We start from the raw sequence: 14691 nt of genomic DNA, 5'->3' as shown, positions 1-14691 counted from the left end.
CGCGCGCCGTCACGCCGTCTCCGCCAGCAGCCACTCCCGGAAGGCGGCGACCGCCGGCAGCGCCGCCTTCTCCTCCGGGTAGACCAGCCAGTAGGCCTCCTGCGAGCGCGACGGGCGGTCGAAGGGGATCACCAGCACGCCGGCGCGCAGCTCGTCCTCGACGAGGAAGCGCGGCACGATGGCGAGGCCGAGCCCGGCCACCGCCGCCTGCGCCACCATGGCGAACTGCTCGAAGCGCGGCCCGGGCGTCGCCCGCGCCGGATCGAGCCCCGCTTCGCCGAGCCATTGCTCCCAGGCGCGCGGGCGGGTCGCCTGCTGGAGGAGCGGCACCCGCAGCACGTCGGCGGGCTCGACGAGCCGATGGCGCGAGACCAGCGCGGTGCTCGCCACCGGCACGATCTCCTCGCCCATCAGCCGGTGCAGCTTGGCGCCCGGCCAGATCGGCTCGCCGAAGTGGATCGCGGCGTCGTGGCCCTCCCGGGCGAAGTCGAAGGGGCGCACGCGGGTGGCGAAGTTGATGGTCACCCCGGGATGCGCCTCGGTGAAGCGCGGCAGCCGCGGGATCAGCCAGCGCGTGCCGAAGGTCGGCAGGATCGCGAGGTTGAGCACGCCGCCCGCGCCGCGGAAGGCCATGATGTTGAGCGTCGCCGCCGAGAGGCTGCGCAGCGCGCCGCGGACCTCGACCGCGTAGGCCGCGCCCGCGGCGGTGAGCGTCACGCGCTGGCGCACGCGCTCGAACAGCCGCACCCCGATCTGCGCCTCGAGCCCCGCCACCTGGCGGCTCACCGCACCCTGGGTGAGCGCGAGCTCCTCCGCCGCACGGGTGAAGCTGAGATGGCGCGCCGCCGCCTCGAAGGCCGCGAGCGCCCCCAGCGACGGCAGGTGAGACGGCCCCTGCGAGGGTGGCTGCGAGCGGGGGGCGAGGCTCTCGTTCATGCGTTCTCCTCATGAAGTGGTGAGAACATATCGGTTGCGCGCGCGACCGAAAAGGCCGATCCTGCGGGCCGTTTCGATGATGAGGCCATGATGACGGATTTCGCGCCCGCCCGCCCCCACGCGCTCGCCATCCTGGAGCGGCTCGGCGTCTCTCCCGCGTCCTTCGCCGAGGAGGGGATCGTCGCACGCTCGCCGATCACCGGCGAGAGCATCGCCACCGTGCGCGAGACCACGCCCGCGCAGACGACCGAGATCATCGCCAAGGCGCATGAGGCGTTCCTGGCCTGGCGCGAGGTGCCCGCGCCCCGTCGCGGCGAGCTGGTTCGGCTCCTGGGGGAGGAGCTGCGCGCCGCCAAGGACGACCTCGGCATGCTGGTGACGCTCGAGGCCGGCAAGATCGTCTCCGAGGGCCTGGGCGAGGTCCAGGAGATGATCGACATCTGCGACTTCGCGGTCGGCCTCTCGCGCCAGCTCTACGGGCTCTCGGTCGCCACCGAGCGCCGGCATCACCGCATGGCCGAGACCTGGCATCCGCTGGGCGTCTGCGGCGTGATCTCCGCCTTCAACTTCCCCGTCGCGGTCTGGTCCTGGAACGCGGCGCTCGCCTTCGTCTGCGGCGACCCGGTGGTGTGGAAGCCCTCCGAGAAGACGCCCCTCACGGCGCTCGCCGTCGCCGCCATCCTCGAGCGCGCCATCGCCCGCTTCGGGGACGACGCGCCGGCCGGCCTGCACGCGCTCCTGATCGGCGGGCGCGACGTCGGCGAGATCCTCGTCGACGACCATCGCGTGCCGGTGGTCTCGGCGACCGGCTCGACGCGGATGGGCCGCGACGTCGGCCCGCGGCTCGCGAAGCGCTTCGCCCGCGCGATCCTGGAGCTCGGCGGCAACAACGCGGCGATCGTCACGCCCTCGGCGGATCTCGACCTGACGCTGCGCGGCGTCGCCTTCTCGGCCATGGGCACCGCCGGCCAGCGCTGCACGACGCTGCGCCGGCTCATCGTCCACGAGAGCGTCTACGACGCGCTCGTTCCCAAGCTCGCCAAGGTCTACGGCTCGGTCGCCATCGGCGATCCGCGCACGGACGGCACGCTGGTCGGCCCGCTCGTCGACGCCGACGCGCTCGCCGGCATGGACGCGGCGCTCGCCGAGGCGAAGGCGGCGGGCGCGACCGTGCACGGCGGCGGGCGCGCGTCGGTTCCCGGCGAGGGCGTCTACGCCCGCCCGGCGCTGGTCGAGATGCCGCGCCAGGAGGGGCCGATGCTGCGCGAGACCTTCGCGCCGATCCTCTACGTGACGCGCTACGGGACGTTCGAGGAGGCGATCGCGCTCCAGAACGGGGTCGGCGCGGGCCTGTCCTCGTCGATCTTCACGCTGGACATGCGCGAGGCGGAGCGCTTCCTCTCGGACGCGGGCTCGGATTGCGGCATCGCCAACGTCAACATCGGCCCGTCGGGCGCCGAGATCGGCGGCGCCTTCGGCGGCGAGAAGGAGACCGGTGGCGGCCGCGAGGCGGGCTCGGATGCCTGGAAGGCCTACATGCGCCGCGCCACGAACACCGTGAACTTCGGCACCACGCTCCCGCTGGCGCAGGGCGTGAAGTTCGACATCGACGCCTAGTCCCTCCCATCGGGGAGGGGAACGCTCGCGCAGCGAGCGAAGGGTGGGGTCCGCAGGGCTCCAGGGCTCGCCACCGGCGGCTTTCGGCTTCGCCGAACACGCCTCCGGCGTGCCCCATCCGTCACCGCGCTCACGCGCGCCGCCACCTTCCCCTGCAGGGAAGGACAGGGCGCGGCTCAGTACGAAGAGGACGACACGCATGACCGCTCTCGCCCAGACCTCGCCCAAGGACGCCCCGAATCCCGGCGCCTTCGCCTGGGAGGACCCCTTCCTGCTCGAGGATCAGCTCACGGACGAGGAGCGGATGATCCGCGACGCGGCGCGTGCGTTCGCGCAGGCCGAGCTCCAGCCGCGCGTGATCGAGGCCTATCGCGAGGAGAAGACCGATCGCGCGCTGTTCGCCAAGATGGGCGAGACGGGCCTCCTCGGCGTCACGCTGCCCGAGGAATACGGCTGCGCCGGCGCGAGCTACGTCGCCTACGGGCTGGTGGCGCGGGAGATCGAGCGGGTCGATTCCGGCTACCGCTCGATGATGAGCGTGCAGTCCTCGCTGGTGATGTACCCGATCTACGCCTACGGCGACGAGGCCCAGCGCAAGAAGTACCTGCCCAAGCTCGCCTCCGGCGAGTGGGTCGGCTGCTTCGGCCTGACCGAGCCCGACGCCGGCTCCGATCCCGGCGGCATGAAGACGGTCGCCAAGAAGACGGCGACCGGCTACGTGCTCAACGGCGCCAAGATGTGGATCTCGAACTCCCCCATCGCCGACGTCTTCGTCGTGTGGGCGAAGTCCGAGGCGCACGAGGGCAAGATCCGCGGCTTCGTGCTCGAGAAGGGCATGAAGGGCCTCTCCGCCCCGAAGATCGGCGGCAAGCTCAGCTTGCGCGCCTCGATCACCGGCGAGATCGTCATGGACGGCGTCGAGGTCGGCGAGGACGCGCTGCTCCCGAACGTGTCGGGCCTGAAGGGCCCGTTCGGCTGCCTCAACCGCGCCCGCTTCGGCATCTCCTGGGGCGTGATGGGCGCGGCCGAGGATTGCTGGCACCGCGCGCGGACCTACACGCTCGAGCGCGTCCAGTTCGGCCGGCCGCTGGCGCAGACGCAGCTCGTCCAGAAGAAGCTCGCCGACATGCAGACCGAGATCGCGCTCGGCCTCCAGGGGAGCTTGCGGGTCGGCCGCCTCTTCGACGAGGGCCGCGTGGCGCCGGAGATGATCTCGCTGGTCAAGCGCAACAATTGCGGCAAGGCGCTCGACATCGCCCGGGTCGCGCGGGACATGCACGGCGGCAACGGCATCATGGAGGAGTACCACGTGATGCGCCACGCCGCGAACCTCGAGACGGTGAACACCTACGAGGGCACGCACGACGTCCACGCGCTGATCCTCGGGCGCGCGCAGACGGGGCTGCAGGCCTTCTTCTGAGCGTCTCGGGCTCGCGGGGGAGGCTGGTGGGGAGGACGCTATGGGACGCGCGCTCATCGCGGGCCTCGCCTACTTCGCCCTGGTCTTCGCCGCCGGCGTCGTGCTGGGGACGCTGCGGGCCTTCGTGCTGACGCCGGCGTTCGGGCACGTGGGCGCGGTGATCGTCGAGCTGCCGGTGATCCTCGCGATCGCGGCGATCGCGGCGCGCCGGCTGGTGCGCCGCTTCGCCGTGCCGCCGGCGCTGGGGCCGCGGGCGGCCATGGGGACGCTCGCCTTCGGGCTGCTGATCCTGGCGGAGCTGGGGCTCTCGGTCGCCCTGTTCGGGCGCACGCCCGGCGCGCACTGGGCGACCTACACCACGCTGCCCGCGCAGCTCGGGCTCGCCGGGCAGGTGGCGTTCGCGCTGCTGCCGCTGTTCGTGGCGCGCGGTCCGATACCATCGAGAACCGGAGATCCGCTCAGGTGACCATCCCGCTGCGCCCCCTTCACGGCATCAAGGTCCTCGAGCTCGCGCGCATCCTCGCGGGGCCGTGGACGGGACAGCTCCTCGCCGATCTCGGCGCGGACGTGGTCAAGGTCGAGCGTCCCGGCGAGGGCGACGACACCCGCGGCTGGGGGCCGCCGTTCGTCGCGGGTGCCGACGGCGCGCCGCACGCGGCAGCCTATTTCCATGCGGCGAACCGCGGCAAGCGCTCGGTGGCGGTCGACTTCACCACGCCCGCGGGGCAGGAGACGGTGCGCCGGCTGGCCGCCCACGCCGACGTCGTCATCGAGAACTTCAAGGTCGGGGGGCTCGTGAAGTACGGCCTCGACGCCGCGAGCCTCAGGGCGCACAACCCGCGCCTCGTCGTCTGCTCGATCACCGGCTTCGGCCAGGACGGGCCCTACGCCCACCGCGCCGGCTACGACTTCATGATCCAGGGCATGGGCGGGATCATGGACCTCACCGGGGCGCCCGACGGCGAGCCGCAGAAGATCGGCGTGGCCTTCGCCGACGTCTTCACCGGCGTCTACGCCACGGTGGGCATCCTCGCGGCCTTGCGCCGGCGCGAGCTGACGGGAGAGGGCGGGCACGTCGACATGGCGCTGCTCGACACGCAGGTGAGCGTGCTCGCGAACCAGGCGATGAACCACCTCGTCTCCGGCGGGGTGCCGACGCGCATGGGCAACGCCCACCCCAACATCGTCCCCTACCAGGTCTTCCCCGTCGCGGACGGCCACGCGATCATCGCGGTCGGCAACGACGGGCAGTATCGCCGGCTGTGCGCACTCCTCGGCGATCCGGCGCTCGGCGAGGACCCGCGCTTCCTCACGAACCGCGACCGGGTGGCGAACCGCGGCGTGCTGATCGCGCTCCTGTCGGGCCTCACCGCCCGCAAGACCCGCGCCGACCTGCTGGCCTCCTGCGAGGCGGCGGGCGTCCCCGCCGGCCCGATCAACAATGTCGCCGACGTCTTCGCCGACCCGCAGGTGATCGCCCGCGCCATGCGCCTCGACCTCCCGGCCCCCGACGTCGCCGGCGGCAGCGTGCCGTCGGTGCGCTCCCCGATCGTGCTCGACGGCGCGCCCCAGGCGTCCGGCCGAGCCTCTCCGGGGCTCGGGGCGCATACGGACGAGGTCCTGGCCGACCCAGCCTGGGGAGCCGGGGGATGACGCCGGACGCCAGCCTCCCGCTCCTCCCCCATAGGGGGAGGTGGATCGGCGCCGCAGGCGACGAGACGGAGGGGGTGCGCCGCGAGGCGCGCTTCGGCGAAGCCGAAATTCCACGCGTCGCGCCATGGGACCCCGCCCCTGGCTCGCTCCGCTCGCCGTCCCCGCCCCGATGGGGCCGGAGCGTGCCGGCCCTGTTCGAACCCCGCTCGGGAGTGACCTCATGACCACCCATCCCCTCCGCACCGGCGGGCAGATCCTCGTCGATCAGCTGCGGGTCCACGGCGCGTCGCACGTCTTCTGCGTTCCCGGCGAGAGCTACCTCGCCGCGCTGGATGCCCTGCACGACGCGGACGTCGCGCTCACCGTCTGCCGCCAGGAGGGCGGGGCGGCGATGATGGCGGAGGCTCACGGCAAGCTCACCGGCAAGCCGGGGATCTGCTTCGTCACCCGCGGGCCGGGCGCGACCAACGCCTCGCCGGGGCTGCACATCGCCCGCCAGGATTCGACGCCGATGATCCTCTTCGTCGGCCAGGTCGCGCGCGTGATGAAGGAGCGCGAGGCCTTCCAGGAGCTCGACTACCGCGCCGTGTTCGGCACGATGGCCAAGTGGGCGACCGAGATCGACGACCCCGCGCGCATCCCCGAGATCGTCTCGCGCGCCTGGCACGTCGCCACCTCCGGCCGGCCCGGCCCGGTGGTGATCGCGCTCCCCGAGGACATGCTCACCGAGGAGGCGGCCGTCGCCGACGCGCCGCCCCACGTCGTCGTCGAGACGCATCCGGGCCTGTCGCAGATGGCGGAGCTTCAGAAGCTGCTCTGGGCGGCGAAGCGGCCGATCGCGCTGCTGGGCGGCGCGCGCTGGAACGAGGCGGCCGTGCAGCGCTTCGTGCGCTTCGCCGAGCGCTTCGCGCTGCCGGTCGCGTGCACGTTCCGCCGGCAGATGCTGTTTCCCCACGACCATCCCTGCTACGCCGGCGACCTCGGGCTGGGCGTCAACCCGCAGCTCCTGGCGCGCATCCGCGAGGCGGACCTCGTCCTCGCCGTCGGCGGGCGGCTCTCCGAGATCCCGAGCCAGTCCTACGAGCTCTTCGGTATCCCGGATCCCGGCGTCGATCTCGTCCACGTTCATCCGGACCCCGAGGAGCTCGGGCGCGTCTACCGGCCGCGGCTCGCGATCAACGCCGCGCCCAGCGCCTTCTCCGCCGCGCTGGAGGGTGTCCAGCCGCCGACGACGATCCCCTGGGCCGGCGCGGCCGACGAGGCGCACGCGGCCTACGTCGCATGGTCCGACCCGCGCGCGATCACGCATCCCGGCGACCTCCAGATGGGCGCCGTTATGGCGCACCTCGGCGAGGTCCTGCCGGCGGACGCGATCCTGTGCAACGGCGCCGGCAACTACGCCACCTGGATCCACCGCTTCCACGCGTTCACCCGCTACGGCACGCAGCTCGCGCCGACCTCGGGCTCGATGGGCTACGGCGTGCCCGCCGCGGTGGCTGCCAAGCGCGTCCACCCGGAGCGTACCGTCGTCGCCTTCGCCGGCGACGGCTGCTTCCTGATGAACGGCCAGGAATTCGCCACCGCCGTGCAGCACGACCTCGCGATCCTCGTCGTCGTCGTCGACAACGGCATGTACGGCACGATCCGCATGCACCAGGAGCGGGAATATCCCGGCCGCGTGGTCGCGACCGCGCTCCAGAACCCCGACTTCGCCGCCTACGCCCGCGCCTTCGGCGGCCACGGCGAGACGGTGACGCGCACGGAGGACTTCGCGCCCGCCCTCGAGCGGGCGATCGCCTCGGGCAAGCCGGCGATCCTGCACCTCCTCATCGACCCGGAGACGATCACGCCGGCCGCGACGCTGACGGGCCTGCGCCAGGCGGCCCTCTCCCGGCGCCGGTGAGCACCGCCGCCGGCGCGGCGGCCCGAACTCACCGATACCCGGGGCGATCGCGCCGCCGGCTCATCCTCCGGCGCCTGCTGCCCGGCCTGCCCGGCGCAGGTAGTCCGCCACGTTCTCCGGCGCGAGGGGCACGGCGAAAAGGTAGCCCTGCCCGACGTCGCAGCCCATGCCCGCGAGGATGGCGCGCTGCCGCGGCGTCTCGATCCCCTCCGCGACGACGCCGAGGGACAGGCCGTGGGCGAGCCCGACGATGCCCGAGACGAGGGCGCGCGCGCCGTCGTCGCGGTCGATGCCGTCCACGAAGCTGCGGTCGATCTTCAGGCGGTCGACCGGGAAGCGCTTGAGATGCGAGAGCGATGCATAGCCGGTGCCGAAATCGTCGAGCGCGATCCCCACGCCCATGCCGCGCAGCCGCTCCAGTGCCGCGACGATGGTGCCCGCGTCGCGGTCGAGCAGCACCGTCTCGGTGATCTCGACCTCGAGCCGGCTCGCCGGGAGCCCGTGGCGCGCGAGCGCGTCGGCGACGAGGTCGACGAAGCCCGCATCGCGCAGCTGCGCCGCCGCGACGTTGACCGCGATCCGCCCCGGCTCGAGCCCGGCGTCGACGAGGCGACGCGTCGCCGCGAGCGCCTCGTGGAGCACGACGGCGCCGACGGCGCCGATGAGGTTCGCGTCCTCCGCCACCGGGATAAACAGACTCGGCGGCACGAAGGCGCCGGCCCGGCGCCAGCGCGCCAGGGCCTCGAAGCCCTCGTGCGTTCCGTCGGCGAGGGACACCTGCGGCTGGAGCGCCACGGAGATGTCGTGTCCAGCGAGGGCCTCGCGCAGTCCCGAGACCAGACCCTGGCGACGCGCCTCGCGCTCGCCCAGCGCCGGCGCGTAGACCCGCGCCGAGCCGCCCGGGGCCTCGGCCCGCGGCGCGCCGGCCCGGCGCTGTGCCTTGACGTCGTAGAGCGCGAGATCGGCCGCCTTCAGCACCTCGCGCGCGCAGGCGCCGTGCTCGGGGAAGAAGGCGCAGCCGACGCTGGCGCGCGGGAACAGCGCCCGGCCGGTGGTCTCCACCGGCAGGCCGAGACGCTCCAGCACCCCCGCGAGCAGCCGCTCGAGCGCCGCCTCGCTAGCAATGCCCGGCATCAGGATCGCAAACTCGTCGCCGCCGAGCCGCGCGACGACGTCGCCCGGCCGTATCGACGCGGCGAGCCGCTGCGCGACCTCCCGCAGCAGCCCGTCGCCGACGTCGTGGCCGAAGCTGTCGTTCACCCTCTTGAAGCCGTCGAGGTCGAGGATGGCGAGCGCCCCCGGGCGCGCCCGCGGGCCCGGCCCGACGAGGCGTTCCAGCCGCTCGCCGAAGGCGGCGCGGTTGTGGAGCCCCGTGAGCGGATCGCGCTCGGCCCGTTCGCGCACGGCGAGCTCGGCGCGCTTGAGCGCCGTGACGTCGGTGCCGATGCTGACGCGGTGCCCGCTCGGCGAGCGCCGCTCGCGGATCTGCAGCCAGCGCCCGTCCGCGAGCCGCCGCAGCCGGCGCCGGCCCGGCCGGACCCGCTCGCGCATCAGGCCGTCGAGCCAGGCCTCGACCGCCTGGGGCGTGCGGCCGACATCGAGGAAGCGCCCCTGCGCGGCCGCCCGCGTGACGATCTCGCGGAAGTCGAGCCCCTCGATCGCGGTCGCCGGCCCGAGCCCGAGCAGGCGCCGGAAGGCGCCATTCGACAGGACGAGCCGATCCTGCGGATCGAAGGCGGCGATGCCGGCGGGCACCGCGTCGATCACCTCGCGCAGGAGGGTCTCCGCCGCCGTGCGCCGGCGCACTTCCTCGGCCAGCGCCGCCTCCGTGCGCTTGCGCTCGGTAATGTCGTAGCGCACCGAGAGGTAGCCGGCGATCCGGCCCGTGGGGCCATGGCGGGGCACGATCGTCGTGTCGACCCAGTAGAGCGCGCCGTCCCTGCGGCGGTTGCAGATCTCGCCGTGCCAGATGCCGCCTTCGGCGATCGTCCGCCACAGGGCGGCGAAGAACCCGGGGGGATGGGCCCGCGCGTTGAGCACCCGGTGCGTCCGGCCGATCAGCTCGTCGGCCGAGTAGCCGCTGATCCTGCAGAACGCGGCGTTCACCCGCGTGATGACGCCCCGCGCGTCGGTCTCGGCGACGATCGCCTGACGGTCGAGCGCCGCCATCACGGCGTCGTGGGTGCCGAAGTGCGGTGCGGACTCGCGCCCTGCGACACCCCGCGTCATCCGCCTCTCGTCTCCCGCCCCGTCTCCGACCCCTTCGAGCACCGCCCGCACCGTGGCTCCGTCGGCCTCGTCGGCATGCGGCTCGCGACGCGCCTTCATCAGCAACTCCCCCGTACCGTGCAGCGCTGGTTGCGGCCGTGCAGTGGTGACGACCTACGTAGGATGCCGGACCGTTCTTTAGCAAAGGTGAATTAACGTCGCTGCAGGGTGCGATCCAGATCGGGAAAACCGCACGGCTTGACCGTTCCGCCCGGCGGGCGCATACCCGTCGGCGGGACACCTCTCCCCACCGAGAGGCGCCCATCTGGAAGGATGGACACCGCGATGACACGACACCACGCCCCCGAGGCGCGCCCGCGCGCGCCCTACTTCTCGTCCGGCCCCTGCGCCAAGCGCCCCGGCTGGACCCTCCAGGCCCTGGAGGACGCGGCGCTCGGCCGCTCCCACCGCGCCAAGGTCGGCAAGACCAAGCTCGCACAGGCGATCGACCTCACCCGCGAGGTGCTGCGGGTTCCCGACGACTACCGCATCGGCATCGTGCCGGCCTCCGACACCGGGGCCGTCGAGATGGCGATGTGGACCATGCTCGGCGCCCGCGGCGTCGACATGCTCGCCTGGGAGAGCTTCGGCGAGGGCTGGGTCACCGACGCGGTGAAGCAGCTCGCGCTCGAGGACGCGCGGGTGATCACCGCCGACTACGGCTTCCTGCCCGACCTGTCGCAGGTCGACGCGGCGACCCGCGACGTGGTCTTCACCTGGAACGGCACCACCTCGGGCGTGCGCGTGCCGAACGCCGACTGGATCCCCGCCGAGCGCGAGGGCGTCGTGATCTGCGACGCGACCTCCGCGGCCTTCGCGCAGCGGCTCGACTGGGACAAGCTCGACGTCGTCACCTTCTCCTGGCAGAAGGTGCTCGGCGGCGAGGCCGCCCACGGCATGCTGATCCTCTCGCCCCGCGCCGTCGCCCGGCTCGAGAGCTTCAAGCCGCCCCGCCCCCTGCCGAAGATCTTCCGCCTGACCAAGGGCGGCAAGCTGATCGAGGGCATCTTCAAGGGCGAGACCATCAACACGCCCTCCATGCTCGCGGTCGAGGACTATCTCGACGCGCTCGCCTGGGCCAAGTCGATCGGCGGCCTCGACGGGCTCGTCGCCCGCGCCGACGCCAATGCCGGGACGATCCACGACTGGGTGGCGCGCGCGGACTGGGTGGCGAACCTCGCCCGCGATCCGGCCACGCTGTCGAACACCTCCGTGTGCCTGACGATCGACGATCCCGAGATCGTCGCGCTGGGCCAGGAGGCGGTCGCGGCGCTGGCGAAGAAGATGGTCTCCCGGCTCGAGGGCGAGGGCGTCGCCTTCGACATCGGCGCCTATCGCGACGCGCCTCCGGGCCTGCGCATCTGGTGCGGCGCCACGGTCGAGCGCGCCGACCTCGAGGCGCTCACCGCCTGGCTCGACTGGGCCTTCGAGGAAGAGAAGGCGGCGCTCGTCGCGTGACCTCCTCTCCCTCCCTGTAGGGGAGGGGATGGTTCGCGAAGCGAACCAGGGGTGGGGTCCGTTCCGGGCATCCGCTTCGCGGATCGCGCCTGCGGCGCGCCTCATCCGTCTTGCCGCTTCGCGGCGAGCCACCTTCCCCTACAGGGAAGGAAAGGCTCCGCCGCCGCACCCGCATTCCGACAGACGTCCATTCCCGCAGGAGCGCCGACCCATGTCCGCACCTTCGTCCGCCAAGTCCTCCGCCCCGCGCGTCCTCGTCTCCGACGCCCTCTCCCCCGCTGCCGTCAAGATCTTCCAGGATCGCGGCGTCGCCGTCGACTTCCAGCCCGACCTCGGCCGGGACAAGGACCGCCTCGCCGAGATCATCGGCGACTACGACGGCCTCGCCATCCGCTCGGCCACCAAGGTCACGCCGAAGCTGCTCGAGCGTGCGACGCGCCTTCGGGTGATCGGCCGCGCCGGCATCGGCGTCGACAACGTCGACATCCCCGCCGCCACGACCCGGGGCGTGATCGTGATGAACACGCCCTTCGGCAACTCGATCACCACCGCCGAGCACGCCATCGCCATGATGTTCGCGCTCGCCCGCCAGATCCCGCAGGCCGATGCCTCCACGCAGGCCGGAAAGTGGGAGAAGAACCGCTTCATGGGCGTCGAGATCACCTCGAAGACGCTCGGCGTGATCGGCTGCGGCAATATCGGCTCGATCGTGGCGAACCGCGCCATCGGCCTGCACATGCGGGTGATCGCGTTCGACCCGTTCCTGTCGCCCGAGCGGGCGCTGGAGCTCGGGGTCGAGAAGGTCGAGCTCGACGAGCTGCTGGCCCGCGCCGACGTGATCACGCTGCACGTGCCGCTCACCGATCGCACCCGCAACATCCTGTCCCGCGAGGCGCTGGCGCGGACGAAGCCGGGCGTGCGCATCGTCAACTGCGCCCGCGGCGGGCTCGTCGACGAGGCCGCTTTGCGCGAGCTGCTCGACGAGGGCCATGTCGCCGGCGCCGCCTTCGACGTGTTCGCCCAGGAGCCGGCAACCGAGAACCCGCTCTTCGGCCACCCGCACGTCGTCTGCACGCCGCATCTGGGCGCGTCGACCACCGAGGCGCAGGAGAACGTGGCGCTGCAGGTGGCCGAGCAGATGTCGACCTACCTGCTGACCGGCGGCGTCGAGAACGCGGTGAACTTCCCGTCGATCTCGGCCGAGGAGGCCCCGCGGCTGAGGCCCTTCGTCGCGCTCGCCGAGAAGCTCGGCTCCTTCCTCGGCCAGCTCACCGAGGCGCCGATCAAGGGCGTGCGCATCGAGTACGAGGGCGCGGTCGCGGGCATGAACACCCGCGCGCTCACGGCGGCGGCGGTGACGGGGGCGTTGAAGCCGATGCTGCAGGACGTGAACATGGTCTCGGCGCCGATCGTCGCCCGCGAGCGCGGCATCGTCGTCGAGGAGATGACCCGCGAGAACCCGCAGCGCGACTACGAGAGCCTGGTGCGCATCACCATCGACGCCGAGGACATGCCGCGCTACGCGTCGGGCACCGTGTTCCACGACGGCAAGCCCCGCGTCGTCGAGATCCGCGACATCGATGTCGACGCCGAGTTCGCGCAGAACATGATCTACGTGCGCAACGCCGACGAGCCGGGCTTCATCGGCGCCTTCGGCATGGCGCTCGGCGAGGCGGGGGTGAACATCGCCACCTTCTCGCTCGGCCGCGACAGGCCCGGCGGCGACGCGATCTGCTTCGTCTCCGTTGACCAGAAGCCCTCGCCGGAGCTGCTCGACCGGATCGAGGCGATCCCGCAGGTGAAGCGCGCCCGCGCGATCGCGTTCTGACCTGTTCTCGCGGCGCGAAGCCGTATAAGGGTCGGCGCTGCCGCGTGGGCGGCGCCGATGCGAACGAGATCATGACCCGCGAGACCACCGAAGCCGACGCCGACGCGCCCGACATCGCGGATGCGAGCGGTTCCGCGAGCGCCTTCTTCGGCCGGCGCAAGGGCAAGCGCCTGCGGCCGGGCCAGGAGGCGCGGCTCGGAACGCTCCTGCCCGAGCGGCTCCTGCCCGACCCGCGCGCGCATCCGGAAGCGTTCGCCGATCCGGCCGCGCTGTTCCCGCACGCCCCCGAACGGATCGTGCTCGAGATCGGCTTCGGCGGCGGCGAGCACCTGGCGCACCGGGCGCGGGAGGATCGCGCCGCCGGCTTCATCGGCGTCGAGCCCTTCGTCAACGGCATGGCCAAGATGCTCGCCGCCATCGACGAGGACGACCTCGCCAACGTGCGGCTCTTCGACCAGGACGCCGCCCTGCTCCTGCCGGCCCTGCCGGACGCGTCCCTCGATGCGGTCTACCTGCTCTACCCCGACCCGTGGCCGAAGCGGCGCACCCGCAAGCGCCGCTTCGTCTCGCCGCGGACGCTGGCCGAGATCGCCCGGCTGCTGAAGCCCGGCGGCATCTTCCGCTTCGCCAGCGACATCGACGACTACGTCGGCTGGACGCTGGTGCGCGCCGCCGCCGAGCCGCGCCTCGCCTGGACGGCGCGCCGCGCCGATGACTGGCGCACGCCCTATCCTGGCTGGCCCGGCACGCGCTACGAGGCCAAGGCGATCCGCGAGGGGCGGGTGCCGAGCTACCTGACCTTCGAGCGGGTCGCGGTGTGACCATCGCCGCCGCCCTGCGCGCCGTGCTCGCGCGGCTCGCCGTCGCGGCGGGGGTGCTGGGCGTGTGGGAGCTCGCCGTGCGCCTCCTCGCCGTGCCCGCCTTCGTGCTGCCGGCGCCGAGCCGCATCGCGGCGACGCTCGCCGCGCGGGCGGGGCTGATCCTGGACAACGCGCTCGTCACCGCGACGGAGACCCTCGCCGGGCTCGTGGTGGGCGTGAGCGTCGGCGTCGTCGCCGCGCTCGCCATCGCCGCCTCCGCCCGCACAAGGGCGGTGATCGGCCCGGTCCTGCCGATGGCGCAGGCGATCCCGGTCTTCGCCATCGCCCCGCTCCTCGTCACCTGGCTCGGCTTCGGGCTGGCGCCGAAGGTGGTGATGGCGGCGCTGATCATCTTCTTCCCCGTGGCGAGCGCCTTCTACGACGGGCTGCGCCGCGCCGACGAGAACCTCGTCGCGCTGGCGCGGCTCTACGGCGCGGGACCGCTGCGCATCCTCTTCCTGATTCGCGCCCCGGCGGCCCTGCCCTCGCTCGGCGCGGGGCTGCGGGTCGCCGCCGGCGTCGCGCCGATCGGGGCCATCGTCGGCGAGTGGGTCGGCAGCGCCGCCGGCCTCGGGCATCTGATGCTCCACGCCAACGCGCGCGCGCAGACCGATCTCGTCTTCGCCTGCCTGATCGTGCTGATGCTCTTCGCGCTCGCGCTCTGGAAGGCTATGGATCTCGCCGTCGCCCGCGCCCTGCACTGGGCGCCCGAGACCCTCCCGGGCTGAGCGCGCAGCGTCGCGGCCCG

General features: G+C 72.9%; 11 protein-coding genes. 9 read left to right on the top strand and 2 right to left on the bottom strand.

Features of this window, described 5'->3' with window-relative positions; genetic code table 11:
* Positions 1–9: 9 nt before the first annotated feature.
* Entirely contained in the window at positions 10–936 is a 927-nt protein-coding gene (locus G407_RS0107615) for a LysR family transcriptional regulator (protein ID WP_052341073.1), read from the bottom strand.
* 90 nt (positions 937–1026) lie between these two features.
* Between G407_RS0107615 and amaB the strand changes: the two genes are divergently transcribed.
* From amaB to G407_RS0107590, 5 genes are all read left to right on the top strand, one after another.
* Positions 1027–2553 (top strand): L-piperidine-6-carboxylate dehydrogenase, encoded by a 1527-nt coding sequence (amaB, locus tag G407_RS0107610; RefSeq protein ID WP_029030335.1) that lies wholly within the window; start codon positions 1027–1029, stop codon positions 2551–2553.
* 199 nt (positions 2554–2752) lie between these two features.
* Positions 2753–3973, top strand: coding sequence for an acyl-CoA dehydrogenase (locus G407_RS0107605; protein ID WP_029030334.1), 1221 nt, complete (start codon positions 2753–2755; stop codon positions 3971–3973).
* Between the two features lie 40 nt (positions 3974–4013).
* Positions 4014–4439 (top strand): hypothetical protein, encoded by a 426-nt coding sequence (locus tag G407_RS26345; RefSeq protein ID WP_052341072.1) that lies wholly within the window; start codon positions 4014–4016, stop codon positions 4437–4439.
* The gene (locus G407_RS0107595; protein ID WP_425337486.1) at positions 4436–5626 is read left to right on the top strand and encodes a CaiB/BaiF CoA transferase family protein; all 1191 of its coding nucleotides are present in this window, start codon (positions 4436–4438) and stop codon (positions 5624–5626) included. Before G407_RS26345 ends, G407_RS0107595 begins: the two co-directional genes overlap by 4 nt.
* A gap of 220 nt (positions 5627–5846) precedes the next feature.
* Complete coding sequence (locus G407_RS0107590) at positions 5847–7529, top strand: thiamine pyrophosphate-binding protein (RefSeq protein WP_029030332.1); 1683 nt, start codon at positions 5847–5849, stop codon at positions 7527–7529.
* A 60-nt stretch (positions 7530–7589) separates the two neighbouring features.
* Here G407_RS0107590 and G407_RS32725 read toward each other — a convergent pair whose 3' ends face one another.
* Positions 7590–9857, bottom strand: coding sequence for a putative bifunctional diguanylate cyclase/phosphodiesterase (locus tag G407_RS32725; protein ID WP_052341071.1), 2268 nt, complete (start codon positions 9855–9857; stop codon positions 7590–7592).
* Positions 9858–10082: 225 nt separating this feature from the next.
* Here G407_RS32725 and G407_RS0107580 point away from each other — a divergent pair, with 225 nt between their 5' ends.
* The 4 genes from G407_RS0107580 to G407_RS0107565 all read left to right on the top strand — a co-directional run bounded on the left by G407_RS0107580 (position 10083) and on the right by G407_RS0107565 (position 14671).
* Complete coding sequence (locus tag G407_RS0107580; protein ID WP_029030331.1) at positions 10083–11255, top strand: phosphoserine transaminase; 1173 nt, start codon at positions 10083–10085, stop codon at positions 11253–11255.
* A gap of 211 nt (positions 11256–11466) precedes the next feature.
* Positions 11467–13083, top strand: a complete 1617-nt coding sequence (gene serA / locus G407_RS0107575) for a phosphoglycerate dehydrogenase (RefSeq protein ID WP_029030330.1) — start codon at positions 11467–11469, stop codon at positions 13081–13083.
* Between the two features lie 71 nt (positions 13084–13154).
* A complete protein-coding gene (gene trmB / locus G407_RS0107570) occupies positions 13155–13904 on the top strand; it encodes a tRNA (guanine(46)-N(7))-methyltransferase TrmB (protein WP_084327382.1) in 750 nt (249 codons plus the stop codon).
* A complete protein-coding gene (locus G407_RS0107565) occupies positions 13901–14671 on the top strand; it encodes an ABC transporter permease (protein WP_245259040.1) in 771 nt (256 codons plus the stop codon). Before trmB ends, G407_RS0107565 begins: the two co-directional genes overlap by 4 nt.
* The last annotated feature ends 20 nt before the right edge of the window (positions 14672–14691 follow it).

Origin of the sequence: Salinarimonas rosea DSM 21201 (genome assembly GCF_000429045.1) — a bacterium.
Classification (GTDB): Bacteria; Pseudomonadota; Alphaproteobacteria; order Rhizobiales; family Beijerinckiaceae; genus Salinarimonas; species Salinarimonas rosea.
This window is presented reverse-complemented; position numbering and strand designations above follow the sequence as displayed.

Excerpts from the sequence above, each read along its gene's own strand:
- G407_RS0107590 (WP_029030332.1), top strand. The coding sequence starts at position 5,847 with ATGACCACCCATCCCCTCCGCACCGGCGGGCAGATCCTCGTCGATCAG.
- amaB (WP_029030335.1), top strand. The coding sequence starts at position 1,027 with ATGACGGATTTCGCGCCCGCCCGCCCCCACGCGCTCGCCATCCTGGAG.
- serA (WP_029030330.1), top strand. The coding sequence starts at position 11,467 with ATGTCCGCACCTTCGTCCGCCAAGTCCTCCGCCCCGCGCGTCCTCGTC.
- G407_RS26345 (WP_052341072.1), top strand. The coding sequence starts at position 4,014 with ATGGGACGCGCGCTCATCGCGGGCCTCGCCTACTTCGCCCTGGTCTTC.
- G407_RS0107615 (WP_052341073.1), bottom strand. The coding sequence starts at position 936 with ATGAACGAGAGCCTCGCCCCCCGCTCGCAGCCACCCTCGCAGGGGCCG.
- G407_RS32725 (WP_052341071.1), bottom strand. The coding sequence starts at position 9,857 with ATGAAGGCGCGTCGCGAGCCGCATGCCGACGAGGCCGACGGAGCCACG.
- G407_RS0107580 (WP_029030331.1), top strand. The coding sequence starts at position 10,083 with ATGACACGACACCACGCCCCCGAGGCGCGCCCGCGCGCGCCCTACTTC.
- trmB (WP_084327382.1), top strand. The coding sequence starts at position 13,155 with ATGACCCGCGAGACCACCGAAGCCGACGCCGACGCGCCCGACATCGCG.
- G407_RS0107605 (WP_029030334.1), top strand. The coding sequence starts at position 2,753 with ATGACCGCTCTCGCCCAGACCTCGCCCAAGGACGCCCCGAATCCCGGC.